Source organism: Haloferax gibbonsii, from assembly GCF_001190965.1.
GTDB lineage: Archaea > Halobacteriota > Halobacteria > Halobacteriales > Haloferacaceae > Haloferax > Haloferax gibbonsii.
This window is the reverse complement of the sequence record NZ_CP011947.1, coordinates 1,318,386-1,337,537: the sequence shown is the minus strand read 5'-3', so window position 1 is coordinate 1,337,537 and position 19,152 is coordinate 1,318,386. Positions and strand designations below refer to the sequence as shown.

Sequence of the window (19,152 nt, the reverse complement as noted above, 5' to 3'; positions counted from 1 at the left end):
CCGGTCAGTTCACGTCGAGGTTGGCCGCGACTTCGTCCTCGCGGACGATGGTCTCGCAGTAGTCGCAGCGCACGCCGTCCGAGAGGACCGTAAAGCGGGACCGGATGGGTTCGTCGGCGTTGGAGATGCAGTTCCTGTTCGGACACGAGATGATGCTCGCGACGGCGTCGGGGCGGACGACGCGGTTCTTCTCGACCACGTCGTAGTCGCGGACGATGTTGATGCTCGCGGCGGGCGCGATGAGCGACAGCACGTCCACCTCGGACTGGCTCAGCTCGCGGCCTTCGACCTTCACGATGTCCTTGCGCCCGAGGCGGTCGGAGGGGACGTTCATCCCGACCGAGACCGCCTCCCCGCTGGTGCCGTCGATGCCGAGGATGGCGAGGACGTTGAGCGCCTGTCCGGCGGCGACGTGGTCGATGACGGTGCCGTTTCGAATCTTCGAGACGCGGAGTTGGTGGTCGTCTGTCATCGGTCTTGGGAGAGGAGGATGTCCAACAGCGCCATCCGGACCGGGATGCCGTTGTGGGCCTGTTCGAAGTACGTCGCGTGGTCGGTGTCGTCGATGTCCGGCGAAATCTCGTCCACGCGGGGGAGCGGGTGCATGACGGTGAGGTCGTCCGCCGCCGCCTCCAGCGTCTCCGAGTCGATTTGGTACTGTCCCGCGACCTTTCGGTACTCGTTTTCGTCGGGGAAGCGCTCGCGCTGGATGCGCGTCACGTAGAGCACGTCGAGTTCGGGGAGCACCTCGTCGAGTTCGGTGTGTTCTCTGACCTGCGCGCCCGAGGCGTGGAGGTCGTAGCGGACGTTCCGGGGGAGCCGCAGGCTCTCGGGGCTGATGAAGTGCTGGCTGGCGTCGAAGTTCGTCAGCGCCTCGGCCAGCGAGTGGACCGTCCGCCCGTACTTCAGGTCGCCCATGATGCCGATGGTGAGGTCGTCGAGTCCGGCGTTCTCCCGGATGGTGTAGAGGTCGAGGAGGGTCTGGCTCGGGTGCTGGCCCGCGCCGTCGCCCGCGTTGACGAGCGGTACGTCGACGAACTCGGCGGCCATCGTGGCCGCGCCCTCGCTCGGGTGACGGAGCACGAGCGCGTCCGCGTAGCCCTCGACCACGCGGACGGTGTCGGCGAGCGTCTCGCCCTTCTTGACCGACGACGACTCGACCGGTCCCATATCGACGGTCTGGCCGCCGAGGCGTTTCATCGCGGAGTCGAAGCTCATCCGAGTTCGCGTGCTCGGCTCGAAGAAACAGAGCCCGAGAACCTTTCCGGCGTGTCGCTGCCGGAACGCGGCCGGGTCGTCGTCGATGTCGGCCGCGCGGTCGAGCACCGCCTCGATGTCCTCCCGCGAGAGGTGCGACGCGGAGATGAGGTGGTCCTGACGCATCGATGAATGACGCGACCTACACCGACTTGAATCCCCCGGCATCGGACGCTCCGCGTGATATTCACCACCATGCACAGAATCGCCGACACCGCCGACCGCGGCGGAAACAGAAACTCGGTCGAAACGGTCGGAACACGCGGCGACGACCGACGCCGACCCGACTCGACCTTACGGCCAGTTCCCGGCGGAGTCGTAGGAGTCGACGACGCGCCGGATGGCGACGACGTAGGCCGCGGTGCGGAAGTTCGGCAGGTCGTGGGTCTCGTAGGCGTCGACGAGCTCCTCGAAGGCGTCGACGATGACGCGCTCCAGTTCGTCGTTGACGCGGTCTTCGGTCCAGTAGAACCGCTGGCGGTTCTGGACCCACTCGAAGTACGAGACGGTGACGCCGCCGGCGTTGGCGAGGATGTCGGGGAAGACGTGGACCTCGCGCTCGGTGAGCACGTCGTCGGCGTCCGGCGTGAGCGGGCCGTTCGCGGCCTCGACGACCACGTCCGCGTTCACGTCGTGGGCGAGCTCGCCGTCGATGGCGTTCTCCAGCGCGGCGGGGACGAGCAAGTCCACGTCGAGGGTGAGAAGCTCCTCGTTGGAGATGGCCTCCGTTCCCTCGTAGTCCGAGACGGTGCCGGTCTCGTTTTTGAACTGCTTGACCGCGCGAGTGTCGAGGCCGTCGGCGTCGTAGATGCCGCCGGAGGAGTCGGAGACGGCGACGACCGACGCGCCGAGGTCGTCGATGAGCTTCGCGGCGACGGAGCCGGCGTTCCCGTAGCCCTGGACGGCGACGGTCGCGCCCTCGATGTCGCGGCCGAGGTAGTCGAACGCCTCGCGGGCGGTGAGCATCGTCGAGCGACCGGTCGCTTCGACGCGGCCCTCGCTTCCGCCGTTCGAGAGCGCCTTCCCCGTGATGACGCCCGGTGCGGTGGTGTTTTCGAGGGTCTCGTAGGTGTCCTTAATCCAGTTCATCTCGCGCTGGCCGGTGTTCACGTCGGGCGCGGGGATGTCGCGGTTCTCCCCGATGAGGGGGCGAAGCTCCTTGGCGAACGACCGGGTGATGCGTTCGAGTTCGGACTCGGAGTACGCCTTGGGGTCGATGACGATGCCGCCCTTGCCGCCGCCGTAGGGGATGTCCACGACGGCGCACTTGTACACCATCCAGCCGGACAGCGCCTTCACCTCGTCGCGGCTGACGTTCGGGTGGTAGCGAATCCCGCCTTTGTACGGGCCGCGGTCGCCGTTGAACTGCGACCGGTAGGCGCGAAACAGTTCGACGTCGCCGTCGTCCATCTCGACGGCGAGGTTCGTTTCGAGGACTCGCTCGGGGTTCTTCAGCCGCTCGATAACGTCGTCGCGCACGTCGAGGTAGGCGGCCGCGTCGTCGATTTGCTCCTGTAGACTCTCGAAGGGATTCGCCTCTTGTGCCATGTCCTAATACGCTCCGGGCATCCGGTTAAGCGTAGCGGGGATTTTAGCATACCACACTATTGAGACACATACTCATTGATAAAAGGTAACAGCTAACGGAGGTTGGACCGACGGGGGGTCGCGCCGGCCCGAGCGCGCTCAGTACGACTCGCCGGCGCGGTCGAGAATGTTCTCGGCCTGTTTGACGAGCGGGGCGTCTATCATCTCGCCGTCGACGCCGAAGACGCCTCGACCCTCGCTGGCGGCCTCGTCGCGGGCGCGGAGCACCTTCTTGGCCCACGCGACGTCCTCGTCGTCGGGCGAGAACGCCTCGTTGATGACGGGGACCTGCGCGGGATGGATGGCGAGTTTCCCGTCGTAACCGAGTCGTCGACCGAACGCGGCGTCCTCGCGGAGCCCCCCCTCGTCCCGATAGTCGACGTGGAGCGTGTCGATGGCGTCGACGCCGGCGGCCGCGGCCGCGACGACGACGCGCTCGCGGGCGTAGAGCACCTCGGTTCCCTCGTCGGACCGAGTCGCACCCACGTCGGCGGCGAAGTCCTCCGCGCCGAAGACGACGGCGGTCGTGTCGGGCGCGGCCGCGACCTCGGGGGCGGCGAGGACGCCCGCCGCGCTCTCGACGATGGCGATGACGGGACAGTCCGCGCCGGCCTCGCGGGCCGCGACGGCGACGCTCGTCACGTCGTCGGCGCTCGTCGCCTTCGGGACCACGAGCGCGTCCGGCGGGTGGGCGGCGCAGACGGCGGCGATGTCGTCGCGGCCGGCCTCGCCGGGGTTGACGCGGACCGCGACCTCGGCGTCGGGGTCGAAGTCGGGGTCCGACAGGACCGCGGAAACGGTCTCCCGAGCCTCGGCTTTCCTGTCGGGCGAGACGGCGTCTTCGAGGTCGAAGACGAGCACGTCAGCGCCCGCGCCGGGGGCTTTCCGCAGCAGTTCGGGTCGGTCGCCGGGGGAAAACAGGACGCTTCGTCGGGGCATGGTGTGTGTATCGGGGGGAGCGGTGAAATATCGACTCGTCGCCGACCCGGCTCAGGGCCAGAGGCCGCGGTGTTCGTGGGCCTCGGAGACGCGTTCGAGCGCGACCATGTAGGCGGCGTCGCGCCACGTCACGTCGTGTTCCTCGACGCGCTCGCGGACGGCGGTCCACGCGCGGAGCATCTCGGTCTCCAGTTCGTCGTGGACGCGTTCGAGCGACCACGAGCGATGGTTGAGGTCCTGCAGCCACTCGAAGTACGAGACGGTGACGCCGCCGGCGTTGGCGAGGATGTCGGGGACGACCGGAAGCTCGCGCGCCTCGAAGATTTCGCCCGCGGCGGAGGTGGTCGGGCCGTTCGCGCCCTCGACGATGAGGTTCGCCTGCACGTCGCGGGCGTTCTCGGCGGTCAGGACGTTCCCGACGGCCGCCGGGATGAGCACGTCCACGTCGAGTTCGAGCAGTTCCTCGTTCGAGAGCTTCCGCGGCGCGTCGTACTTCATGACCGCCTCGGGCTCTTCCTCGTGGGTCGGCACGTCGCGGGTGTCGAGGCCGTCGGGGTCGTAGATGGCCCCGTTCACGTCGGAGACGGCGACGACGGTCGCGCCCTCGTCGTCGAGGAGGCGCGCTGCGGGCGCGCCGACGGACCCGAACCCTTGGACCGCGACGGTGGTGTCTTCGATGTCCCAGCCGAGGTAGTCGATGGCCTCGCGGGCGATGATGGCGACGGAGCGGCCGGGCGCGGTGTCGCGGCCCTTGCTCCCGCCGACCACAGGCGGCTTCCCCGTCACGACGCCGGGCGTCGTCTCGCCTTCCTGCATCGAGTAGGCGTCCATGAACCACGCCATCGTCTGGGCGTCGGTGCCCATGTCGGGCGCGGGGATGTCCTTCGTGGGGCCGATGAAGGGGCGAAGCTCTTCTGCGAACCGGCGGGTGAGCCGCTCTTTCTCGTCGGTCGAGAGGTCCTTGGGGTCGACGACGATGCCGCCTTTCCCGCCGCCGAACGGGAGGTCCATCACGGCGCACTTCCAGGTCATCCACATCGAGAGCCCGATGCACTCGGCTTCGGTCACGCCGGGGTGGAACCGGAGGCCGCCCTTGTACGGCCCGCGGACGCTGTCGTGCTGGGCGCGGTAGCCGGTGTAGACCGCGGTCGAGCCGTCGTCGCGTTCGAGGGGCACCGAGACGCGGTGGACCTGATTCGGGTGTCGGAGCCGCTCGATGACGCCGGGGTCGACGTCGAGGTGCGCCGCCGCGCGTTCGAGCTGCCGGCGGGCCGTCTCGAGGGCTGTCTCTTCCGTCGGTTCGTCGTCCGTCGCGGTGGATGGTGCTGCGGATGCCATGATGGTTCGTGCCGGGCGGATGCCGGCTGAGCCGGGAGACAGACGCGCTGTCCCGCGCCCGTCGCGGCCGGCGAATCGGCCGCCATCGGGCGCTTTCGCAATCCTCTATTGTGGATAATTATAATGGTTGTTATCTAGTTTCGCTCGGGGCAATAGTTGTCACACCGGAGGGCCGACCGGCACGATTTTATCACGGTCTATCACACGGTTCACCATGACCGGGCTGTACTACGAGGAGTTCGAGGTCGGTCAGACCATCGAACACGAGAAGCGACGGACCGTCTCGGAGTCGGACAACCAGCGCTTCTGCGACATGACGATGAACCAGCAGCCGCTCCACCTCGACGCCGAGTTCGCGGGCGACTCGCAGTTCGGCGAGCGACTGGTCAACGGTCTCTACACCATGAGCCTCGCGGTCGGTCTCTCGGTTCCCGACACGACAGACGGGACCATCGTGGCGAACCTCAGCTACGACGACGTGTCCCACCCGAACCCGGTGTTCCACGGCGACACGCTCCGCGCGCAGACGACCGTCCTCGACAAGCGCGAGACCTCCGACGGCGAGCGCGGCGTGGTGACGATGAAAGTCGAGATGTTCAATCAGGACGACGACCTGGTCTGCGAGTTCGAGCGGACGGCGCTGTCGCTGAAACGCGAGTTCGCCGCCGACGCGGACGACGCCTGAGCCGGGCCGGGCCGGGTCGGACTGGGTCGAGCCACGGCGCGTCGCCCCGCGTCTCCGCGACCCACCCGCACCGTTTTCTCCCCGGGGTCGCTAGCCGGGACATGGATTTCGACGGCCTCTCCGCGCGGGCCGCTTCGGCGGCCGACTGGTCCGCTTCGGTCGCCGCCCGCGCCCCGGAGCCGATGACGGTCGCCCGGGTCGGCCTCGGCGCGATGGTGTTCGCCGCGGGCGTCCACAAGCTTCTGGACCCGCTTTCGTGGTCGGCCTACGTCGTCCCGTGGCTCGCGCCGCTGCTCGTCGTCTCGCCGGTGACGTTCATGCTCGCAAACGGCGTCCTCGAAGTCGGGTTCGGCGCGGCCATCGTCGCCGACCGCTACACCGCCCTCGGGAGCGCCGTCGCGGCCGTCTCGCTGTCGGCGACGTGTCTCTACCTCGCGGTCGTCTTCGTCGCGGAGGGCGGCCTGTTCGGCGACGTGCTCGCCCGCGACATCGGGCTCGCGGGGCTCGCGTGGGCCGTCTTGGTCGAGTCGCTCCGGCGGCCTACCCGAACACCGTGACGAGGATGAGCTGGGTGTTCATCAGCCCGGCGACGCCCCACGGAACGGCCACGCCGATGGGAATCGCGCCGCGGTAGCGGCCGGGGAGGACGTGCCACGCGACGACCGCGACCGCGAGGACGACGAGCTTCAGCGAGATGAGCGCGCCCACCGGGCCGAACGCGGGGATGAGCGCGAGGACGACGGGGTTCAGTTCGGCGAGGCCTCGGCCGAGCCCGTAGAGCGTCGTCAACACGTCGAGGACGAACGCCAGCATCGTCACGGTCCAGAGGACGTGCTCGTCGCTTACCGCGTGTGCGAGTGCCGCTCGGGGCGTCTCGGGAAGGGGAACTTCGTGGCTCATGGCGGGCTATCGGCAGGCGACGGCCCCGAAGCCGGGACGTGACAGGTCGGGTGGGACCGAGTGGGACGGAACGGGAGTCGGCCGACGATGAGGTCCGTAGCATCCCGACCGTCCTCAGTACGAGCCGCTTAGGTCAGTTACCGTGAGATTACCCGCCGGAAAAACGGAGCATTAACCGCCGAGGTCGGCTCAGAGAACCGTTCCGTGCTTCTTGTCGGGAAGCGACTTGTCCACGTCGGCGTAGAACTCGAAGCGGGCGACGAGCTCGTCGCGGAGGCTCGACGGCGGGACGATTTCGTCGATGACGACCTCGCTCGCCATCCGGTGGGCGTCGATGTCCTCGCGGTACTCCTCGCGGAGTTCGTCTTCCATCCGCGCCCGCTCTTCGGGGTCGTCGATGTCGGCGAGCTTGTTCGCGTAGACCGCGTTGATGGCGGCTTCCGGACCCATGATGCCGATTTCGCCCGAGGGGAGCGCGATGACGCTCTCCGGGTCGTAGGCGGGGCCGCCCATGGCGTAGATGCCCGCGCCGTAGGCCTTCCGCACGATGACGGTCTGTTTGGGCACCGTCGCCGACGACGTGGCGTAGATGAACTTCTTGCCCTTCTCCAGGATGGCGTCCTTTTCGACCTGCGAGCCGGCCATGAAGCCGGGCGTGTCGCAGAGGTAGAGAAGCGGAATCTCGTAGGCGTCGCAGGTCCAGATGAACTCCGCGGCCTTCTCGGCGGCGTCGGGGAAGATGGCCCCCGACCGCTCGGTCGGCTGGTTGGCGACGATGCCGACCGGCCGGCCGTCGATGCGGGCGAACGCGGTGACGATTTCCTTGCCGTAGTCGGGCTTCAGTTCGAACACGGACTCCGCGTCGACGACGCGCTCGATGAGGTCGTGGGCGTCGTAGGGGCGGTTCGGCGACTCGGGGATGAGTTCGTCGATGCCGTCGGGCGAGTACCGCGGCGGTTTCGGCTCCGAACGAGGCGGCTTCTCGCCGGCCTTGTCGGGGAGGTAGGTGACGAGCTGCGAGACGAGTTCGCGGGCGTGCGCCTCGTCGCGGGCGACGAGGTCGGCGCTGCCGGACTCCTCGGCGTGCATCCGCGCGCCGCCGAGGTCCTGCATGGATATCTCCTCGCCGGTGACCATCTTCACCATGCGCGGCGAGGCGATGGCCATCGCGGACATCCCCTCGACCATGATGGTGAAGTCGGCGAAGACGGGCGTGTAGGCCGCGCCGGCGATACACGGCCCGTAGAGGACGCATATCTGCGGGACGTACCCCGAGAGCATCGAGTGGTTGTAGTAGTACTTCCCGATGCCCTCGCGGTTGGCGAAGAAGCCGGTCTGCTGGTCGATGCGGCCGCCCGAGGAGTCCATCAGGTAGAGCACCGGCTTGCCGGTCTTGAGCGCCCGCTGTTGCATGCGGAGGAACTTCTCGACGCCGCGGCGGGCCATCGACCCGGCCTTGACGGTGAAGTCGTTGGCCATGAAGTGGAGGTCGCGACCCTCGAACTCGGCGGCACCCGTGAGGAGACCGTCACCGGGCAGCCGGGTGTTCGGGTCCGCCTCGTCGACCTCGGGGGAGTTCTCGTGCCACGAGTCGAAGTTGGCGAACTTGCCGTCTTCGAACTTCAGTCCCTCCGGGAACCAGCGGTCGAGGCGGTCGCGGACGAACAGTTTGCCGGACTCCGGCAATCGCTGTTTGTACTTCTCGGGGCCGCCGCCGAGGATGTCGGCGATTTCCTCGCGGAGTTTCTCCTCGCGCTCGGTCGGTCCCATGTCGTCGTCGAGCGGGAAGGTGTCCGCGGGCGGTTCGGCGTCCGCGACGGCCTCCTCGCCGTCGCCGACGAAGACGTTCACGTCCGTCCCGAGGTGTCGCGCCAGCGCGCTGGCGATGGCCTCGGCCTCGTCGCCGGTCGCGCCGTCGCCGATTCTGACCTTCATACTCGGTGATGCACCACCGTATTCAAAATGGTTTTCCATGCACGATTTGCCGGTCGGTCGAACGGGGCCACTGCTCTCTGGCCGGAGACCGGTCGCTGTCGACGACGGAGTCCGCGAAAAACGAGTGTGCCCGGTCGTTTCGGTTCGCTCGGGACGGTCGGTGGGGTCGGCGGACTAGTCCCGCCAATAGACGGGTCGGCCGCGCGTCAGTCCAGCGCCGCTTCGAGCTTCGCCACGAGGTCGGTGTTGCCGACGTACATCGGGGTCCGCGCGTGGAGGTCGTCCTTGTCCACGTCGAGGAGCGACTTCGCGCCGTCGGAGGTCGCGCCGCCGGCCGTCTCGATGACGTAGCCGATGGGGTAGCCCTCGAACTGGACGCGGAGTTTGCCCTCGGGGGCGGACTCCAGCGTGGGGTACGCGAAGATGCCGCCGTAGGTGAGAATCTGGTTCACGTCGCCGATCATCGACCCGCCGTAGCGGAGCTTGCGCGAGGCGTCCTGTTCGACCTCGCGGGCGAACGTCTCGAAGTCGTCGGTCCAGTCGGGGACGCGGCCGCCGAAGCCGTAGACCGACCCCTCGTCGGGGAGGGTGACGTCCTCGCGGACGAGTTCGTAGCTCGCGTCGTCGTGGATGACGTACTCGTCGACGGTGCCGTTGCGGGCGACGACCATCGTCATGACGGGGCCGTAGAGGACGTAACCCGCGGCGACGAGGTCGCGGCCGTGGGCCGGCAGCGGGGCCTCGTACACCGCGAAGATGGTCCCCATCGTGTTGTTCGGCTTCAGGTTCGACGAGCCGTCGAGGGGGTCGACCGCGACCGACAGCCGACCGGTTCCCACGTCGACGGACTCGGGGCGCTCTTCGCTGGCGTACTCGCCGACGCCCTCGAGCGCGCCGATGCGCTCGCAGAGGAGGTCGTCGGCGAACACGTCGGCGGCCATCTGCGTCTCGCCGCTCGGATTCTCGTCCTCGGCGGTGACGCGGCGGCCGGGAAGACCGGTTCGAATCTCGGGCGCGGTGGTCGCGATGACGTCGACCACGCCGTCGATGGTCCGCACGTCGCGGGCGGTGTCGGCGGTGTTGATGTCCGTCGTCGCCATCAGGCCCACCCCTCGGAGCGTCGGCGAGTCGGGCGTGAATCGTCGGCGAGGCGGGAGCGTTCCCCGAGCGTCGTCGGGGCGGGAGATACCGTCTGCGGGGAGTCGACGGCCGTGTCGGAGCCGGGCATCATCTGATTCAAAGTGGTGTAACTACCTATATAAAATCTGCGTCTAATGTGGTTTAGGAGATATTGCCGAATTCGTCCGTTATGGGGTTCGTAACGAAATATTACGGGAAATGATTCTCCGAATGAAAATTACTACTCAGATAGTAAAAATTCGGGACGTGCGGGGCGGGACGCTCACTCCATCGCGTCGCGCGCCTGCGCCTTCCACGCGCTGACGACGGTCGGGTCGATTCGGAGGGCGTCGGCGACGTGTTCCGGGTCCGCGGTGGCGAGTCGCCTGACGGAGCGGACGCCCGCCTCGGCGAGCAGTTCCGCGTCGTCCTCGCCGACGCCCGCGAGCGTCGTCAGCGACTTCGGCTTCGACCGCTCGCGCCACGCCGCCTCGGCCGCGAGCGCGTCTCCCGAGCCGTCGGCTGACGCGTCCGCCGCCTCTGCCCCGCTCGGTGTCCAGTCGCCCGACGTCGTCGGCTCCGAGCGCGCTTCCGCGCCGTCGTCCGACCCCGACGGCGTCCAGTCTCCGTCCCGCGCTGGCCCGTTCGACCCCGCCGCCTCCGTTCCGCTCGGGGTCCAATCGCCGGCGTCGCGCTCGTCGTCACCGGTACCTGCCTCGTCGGTGGCGTCCCAGTCACCCGAACTCGCGGCGACCCACGCGCGCTCGTCGTCGCCCAGCCCGCGAACCTGCGAGGAGCGTCGGTCGAGGTCGTCGCCGGAGTTGAACGACCACGAAAGCGAGTGCCAGCGCCGAATCTTCGCCGCGACGCCGGGGTTCGTCCCGGCGGCGACGAGGTCGCGGTAGCACACCTCGCCGTCGACGATAGCGTCCACGTCGATGTTCGACTCGGCGAGGGATTCGGCCGTCGCCGGCCCGACGTACTTCAGGTCCTGTAGCTCGGTCGGCACGGCGTCGCTCGCGCGTCGACCCCGCGGTCTGAGCAGGTGCGTCAGCGCCTCGTCGGGGTTCGACGGCCCCTCGTCCGCCTCGCTCGCCTCGTCCGCCTCGTTTGCCCGGTTCGTGCCCTCGCCGTCGCTCCGGCGCGCGTCCGAGACGGCTTCCCCTCCGTCCCCGCCCGCGTCGTCTTCGTCGTATCTGCCGGCGTCGTTCACCCCAGTCACCGTTGCATATCCCCATTCTTGCGCCCGACTTGAGTCTTCCCGTGAAAGTCACGAGTCTGTCACTATTCCGAACGCATCGGCAAGTTTTACCTCCCCACCTCGCGCAGAACCGGACATGTACGATACCGAAGATATCGACACGGTGGGCGTCGTCGGCGCGGGAACGATGGGCAACGGCATCGCGCAGGTGGCCGCGATGGCCGGCTACGACGTGGTCATGCGCGACCTCGAAGCGGAGTACGTCGAACGCGGCCTGTCGGCCATCGACGACAGCCTCTCGCGGTTCGTCTCGAAGGAGAAACTGACCGCGGCGGAGGCCGACGCGACCAAGGGGCGCATCTCGGGGACGACCGAGCTCGCGGACCTCGCCGACTGCGACCTCGTGGTCGAGGCGGCCGTCGAGAACATGGACGTGAAACGCGAGGTCTTCGCCGACCTCGACGACATCGTCCCCGAGGGCGTCGTGCTGGCGACCAACACCAGCACGCTCTCTATCACGACCATCGCGGCCGCGACCGAGCGCCCCGACCTCGTCATCGGCCTCCACTTCATGAACCCCGTCCCGATTATGAAGGGCGTCGAGGTCGTCCGCGGCGAGAAGACCGACGACGAGGTCGTCGCCTTCGCCCACGACTTCTCCGAGGACCTCGGCAAGGAGACGTGGGAGTCCGACGACAAGCCCGGCTTCGTCACCAACCGCATCCTCATGCCGTGGCTCAACGAGGGCATCCGCGCCTACGACGAGGGCGTCGCCTCCAAGGAGGACATCGACCGCGGCATGACCCTCGGCACGAACGTCCCGATGGGCCCGCTCACCCTCGCGGACCACATCGGCCTCGACATCTGTCTGGACGCCTCCGAGACGCTGTTCGAGGAACTCGGCGACCGCTACAAGCCGGCGTACCTGCTCAAGCGAAAGGTCGCGGCGGGCGACCTCGGCAAGAAGACGGGCAAGGGCTTCTACGAGTACGACTAACGGCGCTCTCCGGTCGCCGCCGTCTTCGACGCCGAATCCGAACCGCGGCGATAGCGCATCACACCGGCACCGACCGCTCCCGCGACCAGAAACAGCCCGCCCAGCCCCGCCAGCGCCAGCGCCAACCCTTCGACGGTCTGTGACCCGGCGGCGGCGACGAAGGCGATGAGCGCGCCGAAGAGGAACACGGCGGCGACGAATCCGCCGACGAAGAGGACGAACGACGGCGAGAGGAAGTCGTCTGCGGGCATACGCTCACCTTGACCGCGAGGTGACGAAACTGTTGCCCCGCGAAGGAGAAGGCTATCAAACCTGAAATCCCGCGCGAACCCTTTTATCCCGTCCCGCGTGAAGGTCTCTCAATGATTACGGTCGAGAACCTGCGGAAGACCTACGGCGACTTCCCCGCCGTCGTGGGAAGCGATTTCTCGGTCGAGTCGGGCGAGGTGTTCGGCATCGTCGGCCCCAACGGCGCGGGGAAGACGACGACGCTGAAGATGCTCGCCGGGCTCGTCGAACCGACCGGCGGGTCGGCGTCGGTGCTCGGATACGACCCCGAGGAGCCGGCGATGCGGCGCAAACTCGGCTTTCTCCCCGAGGAGTCGCCGCTGTACGAGGACATGACCGCGCGGTCGTACCTCCGATTCTTCGCCGACCTCTACGACGTCCCCCGCGACGTGGCCGACGAGCGAACCGGCGCGGTGCTCGACCGCCTCGACCTCGAATACCGCGACCGCCGGCTCGGCGACATGTCGAAGGGGATGAAGCGCAAGGTCGCCATCGCCCGGTCGCTCGTCAACGACCCCGACCTGCTCATCTACGACGAACCGGCCAGCGGCCTCGACCCCCTGACGACGAACGTCGTCTTGGAGTTCGTCCGCGAGCTCCGCGACGAGGACAAGACCGTCGTCTTCAGCGCGCACAACCTCTTTCACGTCGAGTCCATCTGCGACCGCGTGGTCATCATGAACCGCGGCGAAATCATCGCCCGCGGGACGGTCCCCGAGATTCGCGCGGAACACGGCGAGACGACCTACCGCGTCTTCACGACCGTGCCGCTCCCGGAGACCCTGCCCGCGGACGACGAGGTCGGAGGCGAAGGCGAGGAGCGCCACGTCGCCGTCGTCGACGAGATGGCGGCCGTCGAGTCGCTCCGCGAGGCGGCCGAGGCCGCCGGCGGCCGCGTCGCCGACATCCGAACCGACGAGGCGTCGCTGGAGGACATCTTCCTCCGACTCGCCCGCGAAGCGCCGACGACGAGCGAGGCCGAGGGCGGTCGCGGACGGGCCGCTGGCGGGGAGGGCGTCGCCGGTGAGCACGGACAGCGCGCCCCCGGAGGTAACGGGCAGTCGTGACCGACCTCCGAACGCGACTGGTCGCACACGCCCGGACCGTTCTCCGAATCGCCCGCTGGGAGGTGTCGCGCTCGGCGGGGACGCTCGACCGCCGGACCGCCGTTATCGGACTGGTCGCCGTCCTCGTCGCCGGCGGCATCGCGGCCGGGGCGGCCGGCGGCGGGGTCGCGCTCGACCGCGACCTCTACCGCGTCGGCATCGCCGGCGACAGTCCCTACTACGACGCCGTGGACCAGTCGTCCACGCTCGACCCGCGACCCGTCTCGGACCCGAACGTCGAACTCGTCGTCAGCGAGACGCACATCTCGGTCGCGGACACGCAGACCGGTCGGGCCGCCTACAGCGCGTTCCGCGACGCGGTCCAGTCGTACAACGAGCGACAGATGGCCCGCGAGGAGAACCAGTCCGCGGCGTTCCCGGTCGTCGTCGACCTCCAGTACCGCGAGCGCGCCGCGCTCGTCCCGGCCGGAAGCCGCGTCGACGGCGGCGCAGGTGGGAGCGGTGACGCCGGTACCGGCGGCGGGGGCGGAACCGACGCCGGAACCGGAAGCGGAACCACCGACGGCGACACCGCGGGTGACTCGGCCGCCGACGGACCCGACGCTTCGGACGCCGCCGCGGCCGACGACGGCGGCGTCGACGCCCCGTCGTTCGGCGGGATGGCGAGCCTCTTCGGCGGCGACACCAGCGGGTCGCCGGCGAGCATCAGCCCGCCGTTCCCCTTCGCCTCGCTCGTCCTCGCATTCGCCTTCCTCGTGCCGATGAACTTCGTGATTCAGGCCTACGGGTCGAGCATCCTCAACGAGCGCATCAACCGCCGCGGCGAACTGCTCCTCGTCGCGCCCATCTCGCCGGGCGACATCGTCGCCGGCAAGACGCTCCCGTACCTGCTCGGCACGGTCGCGATAACTATCGCCATCGCGGCCGCGGTCGGCGGCGGCGTCGTCTCGGTGGCGGCGGTCGTCCCCATCGGCCTCCTGTTTCTCGCGTCGACGTTCGTCGGCGCGATGTTCGCCCGCTCGTTCAAGGAACTCACGTTCGTCACGGTGACGGTGTCGGTGTTCCTGACGACGTACACGTTCGTCCCGGCCATCTTCACGAACGTCACGCCCATCGCGCTCATCTCGCCGCTGACCCTCGTCGTCCGCGACCTCGCCGGCGAGTCGATTCCGCTCGGCGAGTTCCTGTTTTCCGTCGGGCCGATTCTCCTCGCCGCGGGCGTGCTGTTCCTCCTCGGCGTCGGCGTCTACCGCGAGGAGGACATGTTCACCCAGCGGCCGGTCCCGCTGAAGTTCCTCGACGCGCTCGACAGTCGCATCTCGCGGGCGCGCTCCGTGGCGACCCTGTCGGCGCTGTCGATTCCGTTCGTCTTCATCGCCGAACTGCTGGCCATCGCGGTGCTGTTCGTCCTCCCGGTGGACCTGACCGTCCCGATGATTCTCCTCGCGGTCGCGGTCATCGAGGAGTTGGCCAAGAGCCTCCACGTCCTCGCCGCCTTCGAGAAGGCGCGCTTTTCCCGGACGCTCCGGTCGTCGCTCGTCCTCGGCGGGCTCTCGGGACTCGGTTTTTTCGTCGGCGAGAAGTTCACCGCCATCGCCCAACTCGCCGGGTTGCAGTCGCTCACGCTCGGGCAGACCGCCTTCGCGCCCTCCGGCGTCGGTATCGGCGACGGGACCGGCGTGAGCGCCCTCGTCGTGCTCGGCCTGTTCCTCGCGCCGCTGGCGCTCCACGCGGTGACCGCCAGCGTGACCGCCTTCGGGGCGAGTCGGGGGCGCTCGGCCTACGGGGTCGCGCTCGCGGGCGCAATCGCGATTCACCTCGTCTACAACCTCCAGGTGGTGAGCGCCCTTGGGTAGCCCGCGACTCGCCATCGCCCGGCGCGAACTCGGCAGTCTCCGCAAGGAAAAGACCATCGTGCTGGCGCTGGCCATCCAGCTGTTCGTCGCGGCGTTCTCGTCGTTCCTCGTCGTCGGGCTCGTCTCGCTGTACGACCCCGGCGCGGCGAGCTATCAGGTGGACGTGGCCGTCACGGGCGACGAAGAGGCCGTCGAGGACCTGCTTCGCGCCGTCGGGACGGAAGACGGACTCAGCGGGCGGCCGTACTCGTCCACGTCGGCCGCGATGACGGCGTTCCAAGAACGGCAGGTCGATGCCGTCTTAGCGGCGTCTACGGGCGAGGACGGCAGGATACGAGTCGCGGCGGTCGCGCCCGACACGGGCGTGGAGACGACGGCGGTCGTCACCCGCCTCCGCGACGCGCTCCGCGAACTGGAGCGCAACGAGCGCGCGGAACGGAGCGCGTTCCTCGCCACGGACCCGCTGTCACTCCCGCCGGCGGCGGATTCGAGCCCGTACTTCGGCTTCACCTACACGGTGCTCGTCCCGCTGTTGCTGTTCCTGCCCGTGTTCATCTCCGGGTCGCTGGTGGTCGACTCGCTCACGGAGGAGGTGGCCCGCGGGACGCTCGAACTCCTGCGGGTCGCGCCCGTGAGCTTCGCGGCCGTCGTCGACGGAAAGCTCCTCGCGGCCGGCGGGCTGGCACCCGTGCAGGCGGTGGCGTGGATGCTCCTCCTCCAACTGAACGGGTCGACCATCGAGAGCGTCCCGTGGCTGTTCGGCATGGTCGCCGGGCTCTCGGCCGTCGTCGTCACGCTCGGCGCGGCGGTGGCGATTACCTCGCCCGACCGCCGGGTCGCCCAACTCCTGTACTCCATCGGCGTGCTCCTCGTCTTCGCGGGCACGTCGCTCCTTCCATTGAGCCCCGCGAACACGGCCGCGCGGCTGGCGCTCGGGACGGCGGGGGTCGGCGCGAAAGTCGCCGTCGCGGGGCTCGTCTTCGTCGGCGTCGTCGCGCTCGTCGGCCTCCGGTTCGTCGTCGACCGGGTGGACCCGAACGAACTCGGCTGAGGCCCCGTCTCTCAGTTCCGCGCTCGGCGTTCCCGCCCGCCCTCCCTGTGACACCGCACCGGAAGTCGTACAAGCCCCGAGTCCGAGAGGCGACACATGGCACTCGGAGGCACCGCGAAGAAGCTCCAGAAGGTCGCAGAGATGGCCGAAGACGTGTACAAGAAGCTCAACGAACTGCGCGAGCAGGTCGTCGAGGTCCGCGAGACGGTCAACGAGACGAAGTCGCGCGTCGACCGACTCGAAGCCGAGAACGCCGAACAGCGGGCGATTCTCGAAGCCATCGCGGAAGAACAGGGCGTCGACCTCGACGCCGCAATCGCGCAGGCGCACATCTCCGAAGCCGAGGAAGGCTCGGCCGGAGACGACACCGGGGCGACCGCCGACGCGTCCGACGCCGATGCCGACGCATCGAGCGACACCACCGACGAAGCGTAATCCGACCGCCCCTCCGTCTCTCTCCGTTCTCTTTCGACATCCCGTCCCCGCCGCAGCCCCGCCGCCAGTCCCGAAGACGACGCTTTGTTTTCGACCGGCGTCAGTCGCTCCGGCCGCGAGTCGCCCGCCGACGAGGGGACGAACCGGGATGAAAACGTTCAGGGCCAGGGGCAACTTTTGCCCACGTATGACCACGCACCGCGACCCCCTCGACTCGGTGCTCGACGCCGTCGGCGAGACGCCGCTCGTCAGAGTCCACGCGTCGCCCGACGAGGTGCCCGTCTACGCGAAGCTCGAATCGTTCAACCCGGGCGCGAGCGTCAAGGACCGCATCGGGACGTACATGCTCGAACGGATGCTCGAATCGGGCGCACTCCCCGAGGGCGGCACCATCGTCGAGCCGACCGCCGGCAACACCGGCATCGGCTTCGCCGTCGCGGCCGGACAGCTCGGCATCCGCGCGGTGTTCGTCGTCCCCGAGCGGTTCAGCGTGGAAAAACAGACGCTCATGCGCGCGCTCGGTGCCGACGTGGTGAACACGCCCACCGAAGACGGGATGGGCGGCGCTATCGACCGCGCGCACAAGCTCGCCGACGAACTCGACGACGCCGTCGTCCCCCAGCAGTTCTCAAACCCGCTCAACCCCGAGGCGCACTACGAGACGACCGCGCCCGAGATTTACGACGCCCTCGACGGCGAGGTCGGCGCGCTCGTCGCCGGCTGCGGCACCGCGGGCACGCTCATGGGGATGGCGCGGTACGGCCGCGAGCACCACGAGGACACGTTCGTCACCGCGGTGGAACCCGAGGGCTCGCTCTACGCCCGGCTCCACGGCCGCGACGTGGCGGAGGCGTCGTACAAGACCGAGGGCATCGGGACGCACGACCCCGCGACGAACGAGCTGTTCGACCCCGAGCTGGTGGACGAAATCGTCCAAATCGCCGACCGCGACACCCACGACGAGATGCAGCGCCTCGCCGCCGAGGAGGGCCACCTCGTCGCGTCGAGCGCCGCCGCCAACTCGCTGGCCGCCGTCGACGTGGCCGAGCGCGCCGCCGCCGGCGACCTCGACCTCCCGTACGACGCCGTCGTCACCGTCTTCCCCGACTCCTCGGAGCGATACCTCTCGAAGGGCGTCTACGGCGACTTCGAGTCGTGGGAAGGGTGAAAACGGCGGTTCAGCGGCCGGCTCAGGCCGACTCGTCGCTCCGCCGTCCGCTCAGGCGAGCCGCGAGTGTTCGACCTTGAAGCACCTGTCCTGGACGAACGAGAGCCCCGCCTCCTCGGCGCGGGCGGCCGCGTCGTCGTCGCTGATGCCGAGTTGGAGCCAGACGGCCGCCACGTCGCCGCGGGCGTCGGCGCGCTCGATCGCGGCGTCGACGATGTCGCCCGCTTCCTCAGACGGCCGGAACACGTCCACGAGGTCGATTTCCTCGTCCACGTCGGCGAGCGAGTCGTACGCCGTCTCGCCGAGGATTTCGTCGTGGAAGGGGTTGACCGGAACGACGCGGTAGCCGTGGCGCTGCATGTACGCCGGGACGTCGTGGGCGGGCTTGCCGGGCGTGGCCGAACAGCCGACGACCGCGATGGTCTCGGCGTCGAACAGCCCGCGGATGTCGTCGTCGCTGGTGATGGGCATACCTACGACGTGACCGGCTGCGGATAAAAATCTCGGGCGGCTGTGCGGCGCGGCCGCCGTCCCAGTCCGGAATCGAGGATACGACTTAGTGGTCCGCGATGCGGATGTCCGGCGGCGCGTCCTCGTGAGTCGTGATGATGCCGTCGAAGAGCTGTTTGATGGTGTTCATCGTCCGGTCGTCGTGGGCGTCGGCGTCGATGGTGAACAGGCCGAGGCCGCCGACGCTCTGGATGCGGCCGGTGAACACGTGGAGGAACCGGAAGACGGTCTGGAGGTCGGCGTACATCAGGAGCGTCGACAGCGAGTGGAGCATGATGCGGTTCTCCGGCAGACCGCGGTCCTGGTAGTACTCCTGGAGAATCTCCGAGAGCTTGATTCCGATTCCTGTCATGTCGACCGGCGACGACGTGTATCGGATTCGCTCGTCGTCGCGGACCTCGCCGACGCCCTGCTGTTTCGTGACGCAGTCGACGACTGCGACGGGTTTGCCCTCGTAGTCGAGTCGCTTGCCGAAGTCGTTGAGGATGCGGTCCGCGCCGTCTTTGGTCGTGACGATAACCGCGCCCTCGCCGTTTCGGGTGCCCTCGGCGAGGATGTCGAGCGCCAGCGAGCGCTTGCCGGTCAGCGGCGGCCCGACGAGAAGGAGGTTCGTGCCCGGTTCGACCTCGACGTCGAGGTCAGCGCCTAGCTTATACATGCGGGTACCTCGGTTCGACGGTATCGACTCCGAGGAACGCAATCGCGTGACGCTTCCGCTCGCCGAGGGTCATCGGATAGTACGACCATGCGGTGAGCCGGTAATATTCTTTTTGATTGGCGGATAGAACGCTCCCCGCTCGTCGGCGCGTTCCCCGGAAT

The 19,152-nt window shown here is 68.5% G+C and carries 20 protein-coding genes; 8 read left to right on the top strand and 12 right to left on the bottom strand.

The features are described from left to right. Positions 1-4: 4 nt before the first annotated feature. From pyrI to gdhB, 5 genes are all read right to left on the bottom strand, one after another. The gene (gene pyrI, locus ABY42_RS07075; protein WP_004977049.1) at positions 5-472 is read right to left on the bottom strand and encodes an aspartate carbamoyltransferase regulatory subunit; all 468 of its coding nucleotides are present in this window, start codon (positions 470-472) and stop codon (positions 5-7) included. Further along, positions 469-1,383, bottom strand: coding sequence for an aspartate carbamoyltransferase (gene pyrB / locus ABY42_RS07070; protein ID WP_004977050.1), 915 nt, complete (start codon positions 1,381-1,383; stop codon positions 469-471). Before pyrB ends, pyrI begins: the two co-directional genes overlap by 4 nt. Before the next feature lie 168 nt (positions 1,384-1,551). Next, entirely contained in the window at positions 1,552-2,805 is a 1,254-nt protein-coding gene (locus ABY42_RS07065; protein WP_050459045.1) for a Glu/Leu/Phe/Val family dehydrogenase, read from the bottom strand. Between the two features lie 138 nt (positions 2,806-2,943). Further along, a complete protein-coding gene (locus tag ABY42_RS07060; RefSeq protein WP_050459044.1) occupies positions 2,944-3,783 on the bottom strand; it encodes an HpcH/HpaI aldolase/citrate lyase family protein in 840 nt (279 codons plus the stop codon). 51 nt (positions 3,784-3,834) lie between these two features. Beyond that, positions 3,835-5,121, bottom strand: coding sequence for a glutamate dehydrogenase GdhB (gene gdhB / locus ABY42_RS07055; protein WP_004977053.1), 1,287 nt, complete (start codon positions 5,119-5,121; stop codon positions 3,835-3,837). Positions 5,122-5,305: 184 nt separating this feature from the next. Between gdhB and ABY42_RS07050 the strand changes: the two genes are divergently transcribed. Continuing rightward, on the top strand, positions 5,306-5,806 hold the full coding sequence (locus ABY42_RS07050) for a MaoC family dehydratase (protein WP_331458227.1): 501 nt from the start codon (positions 5,306-5,308) through the stop codon (positions 5,804-5,806). Positions 5,807-5,907: 101 nt separating this feature from the next. Continuing rightward, positions 5,908-6,363 (top strand): DoxX family membrane protein, encoded by a 456-nt coding sequence (locus ABY42_RS07045; protein WP_082220643.1) that lies wholly within the window; start codon positions 5,908-5,910, stop codon positions 6,361-6,363. On the opposite strand, the gene ABY42_RS07040 is transcribed toward ABY42_RS07045, so the two are convergent. The 4 genes from ABY42_RS07040 to ABY42_RS07025 all read right to left on the bottom strand — a co-directional run bounded on the left by ABY42_RS07040 (position 6,347) and on the right by ABY42_RS07025 (position 10,973). Beyond that, complete coding sequence (locus ABY42_RS07040; protein WP_004977058.1) at positions 6,347-6,706, bottom strand: DUF5658 family protein; 360 nt, start codon at positions 6,704-6,706, stop codon at positions 6,347-6,349. The genes ABY42_RS07045 and ABY42_RS07040 overlap by 17 nt on opposite strands. Positions 6,707-6,895: 189 nt before the next feature. After that, on the bottom strand, positions 6,896-8,641 hold the full coding sequence (locus tag ABY42_RS07035) for an acyl-CoA carboxylase subunit beta (protein WP_050459043.1): 1,746 nt from the start codon (positions 8,639-8,641) through the stop codon (positions 6,896-6,898). A 206-nt stretch (positions 8,642-8,847) separates the two neighbouring features. Further along, complete coding sequence (locus ABY42_RS07030; RefSeq protein WP_004977061.1) at positions 8,848-9,741, bottom strand: class 1 fructose-bisphosphatase; 894 nt, start codon at positions 9,739-9,741, stop codon at positions 8,848-8,850. A 302-nt stretch (positions 9,742-10,043) separates the two neighbouring features. After that, positions 10,044-10,973 carry a helix-hairpin-helix domain-containing protein gene (locus tag ABY42_RS07025; RefSeq protein WP_050459042.1) on the bottom strand — a complete coding sequence of 310 codons (930 nt, stop codon included), beginning with the start codon at positions 10,971-10,973 and terminating at the stop codon, positions 10,044-10,046. 124 nt (positions 10,974-11,097) lie between these two features. Between ABY42_RS07025 and ABY42_RS07020 the strand changes: the two genes are divergently transcribed. Continuing rightward, positions 11,098-11,958, top strand: a complete 861-nt coding sequence (locus ABY42_RS07020; protein ID WP_050459041.1) for a 3-hydroxyacyl-CoA dehydrogenase family protein — start codon at positions 11,098-11,100, stop codon at positions 11,956-11,958. On the opposite strand, the gene ABY42_RS07015 is transcribed toward ABY42_RS07020, so the two are convergent. Further along, the gene (locus ABY42_RS07015; RefSeq protein ID WP_004977066.1) at positions 11,955-12,209 is read right to left on the bottom strand and encodes a hypothetical protein; all 255 of its coding nucleotides are present in this window, start codon (positions 12,207-12,209) and stop codon (positions 11,955-11,957) included. The genes ABY42_RS07020 and ABY42_RS07015 overlap by 4 nt on opposite strands. Before the next feature lie 111 nt (positions 12,210-12,320). On the opposite strand from ABY42_RS07015, the gene ABY42_RS07010 reads away from it, so the two are divergent. From ABY42_RS07010 to ABY42_RS06990, 5 genes are all read left to right on the top strand, one after another. Continuing rightward, positions 12,321-13,313: an ABC transporter ATP-binding protein gene (locus ABY42_RS07010; protein WP_004977067.1), complete on the top strand. Its 993-nt coding sequence runs from the start codon at positions 12,321-12,323 to the stop codon at positions 13,311-13,313. After that, positions 13,310-15,169, top strand: coding sequence for an ABC transporter permease family protein (locus ABY42_RS07005; RefSeq protein ID WP_004977068.1), 1,860 nt, complete (start codon positions 13,310-13,312; stop codon positions 15,167-15,169). Before ABY42_RS07010 ends, ABY42_RS07005 begins: the two co-directional genes overlap by 4 nt. Beyond that, on the top strand, positions 15,162-16,220 hold the full coding sequence (locus ABY42_RS07000; RefSeq protein ID WP_004977069.1) for an ABC transporter permease: 1,059 nt from the start codon (positions 15,162-15,164) through the stop codon (positions 16,218-16,220). Before ABY42_RS07005 ends, ABY42_RS07000 begins: the two co-directional genes overlap by 8 nt. Before the next feature lie 96 nt (positions 16,221-16,316). Further along, entirely contained in the window at positions 16,317-16,655 is a 339-nt protein-coding gene (locus ABY42_RS06995; RefSeq protein WP_050459040.1) for a DUF5798 family protein, read from the top strand. 187 nt (positions 16,656-16,842) lie between these two features. Further along, positions 16,843-17,823 carry a PLP-dependent cysteine synthase family protein gene (locus ABY42_RS06990; RefSeq protein WP_004977071.1) on the top strand — a complete coding sequence of 327 codons (981 nt, stop codon included), beginning with the start codon at positions 16,843-16,845 and terminating at the stop codon, positions 17,821-17,823. Positions 17,824-17,874: 51 nt separating this feature from the next. On the opposite strand, the gene ABY42_RS06985 is transcribed toward ABY42_RS06990, so the two are convergent. Both ABY42_RS06985 and ABY42_RS06980 read right to left on the bottom strand, forming a co-directional pair. Further along, positions 17,875-18,294 carry a CoA-binding protein gene (locus ABY42_RS06985; RefSeq protein WP_050459039.1) on the bottom strand — a complete coding sequence of 140 codons (420 nt, stop codon included), beginning with the start codon at positions 18,292-18,294 and terminating at the stop codon, positions 17,875-17,877. An 85-nt stretch (positions 18,295-18,379) separates the two neighbouring features. Beyond that, positions 18,380-18,991: an RAD55 family ATPase gene (locus tag ABY42_RS06980; protein WP_004977073.1), complete on the bottom strand. Its 612-nt coding sequence runs from the start codon at positions 18,989-18,991 to the stop codon at positions 18,380-18,382. Between the last annotated feature and the right edge of the window lie 161 nt (positions 18,992-19,152).

What these genes read in the sequence shown, in the direction of transcription:
- pyrI (WP_004977049.1), bottom strand. Translation starts at nt 472, where the DNA reads ATGACAGACGACCACCAACTCCGCGTCTCGAAGATTCGAAACGGCACC.
- pyrB (WP_004977050.1), bottom strand. Translation starts at nt 1,383, where the DNA reads ATGCGTCAGGACCACCTCATCTCCGCGTCGCACCTCTCGCGGGAGGAC.
- ABY42_RS07065 (WP_050459045.1), bottom strand. Translation starts at nt 2,805, where the DNA reads ATGGCACAAGAGGCGAATCCCTTCGAGAGTCTACAGGAGCAAATCGAC.
- ABY42_RS07060 (WP_050459044.1), bottom strand. Translation starts at nt 3,783, where the DNA reads ATGCCCCGACGAAGCGTCCTGTTTTCCCCCGGCGACCGACCCGAACTG.
- gdhB (WP_004977053.1), bottom strand. Translation starts at nt 5,121, where the DNA reads ATGGCATCCGCAGCACCATCCACCGCGACGGACGACGAACCGACGGAA.
- ABY42_RS07045 (WP_082220643.1), top strand. Translation starts at nt 5,908, where the DNA reads ATGGATTTCGACGGCCTCTCCGCGCGGGCCGCTTCGGCGGCCGACTGG.
- ABY42_RS07040 (WP_004977058.1), bottom strand. Translation starts at nt 6,706, where the DNA reads ATGAGCCACGAAGTTCCCCTTCCCGAGACGCCCCGAGCGGCACTCGCA.
- ABY42_RS07035 (WP_050459043.1), bottom strand. Translation starts at nt 8,641, where the DNA reads ATGAAGGTCAGAATCGGCGACGGCGCGACCGGCGACGAGGCCGAGGCC.
- ABY42_RS07030 (WP_004977061.1), bottom strand. Translation starts at nt 9,741, where the DNA reads ATGGCGACGACGGACATCAACACCGCCGACACCGCCCGCGACGTGCGG.
- ABY42_RS07020 (WP_050459041.1), top strand. Translation starts at nt 11,098, where the DNA reads ATGTACGATACCGAAGATATCGACACGGTGGGCGTCGTCGGCGCGGGA.
- ABY42_RS07015 (WP_004977066.1), bottom strand. Translation starts at nt 12,209, where the DNA reads ATGCCCGCAGACGACTTCCTCTCGCCGTCGTTCGTCCTCTTCGTCGGC.
- ABY42_RS07010 (WP_004977067.1), top strand. Translation starts at nt 12,321, where the DNA reads ATGATTACGGTCGAGAACCTGCGGAAGACCTACGGCGACTTCCCCGCC.
- ABY42_RS06995 (WP_050459040.1), top strand. Translation starts at nt 16,317, where the DNA reads ATGGCACTCGGAGGCACCGCGAAGAAGCTCCAGAAGGTCGCAGAGATG.
- ABY42_RS06990 (WP_004977071.1), top strand. Translation starts at nt 16,843, where the DNA reads ATGACCACGCACCGCGACCCCCTCGACTCGGTGCTCGACGCCGTCGGC.
- ABY42_RS06985 (WP_050459039.1), bottom strand. Translation starts at nt 18,294, where the DNA reads ATGCCCATCACCAGCGACGACGACATCCGCGGGCTGTTCGACGCCGAG.
- ABY42_RS06980 (WP_004977073.1), bottom strand. Translation starts at nt 18,991, where the DNA reads ATGTATAAGCTAGGCGCTGACCTCGACGTCGAGGTCGAACCGGGCACG.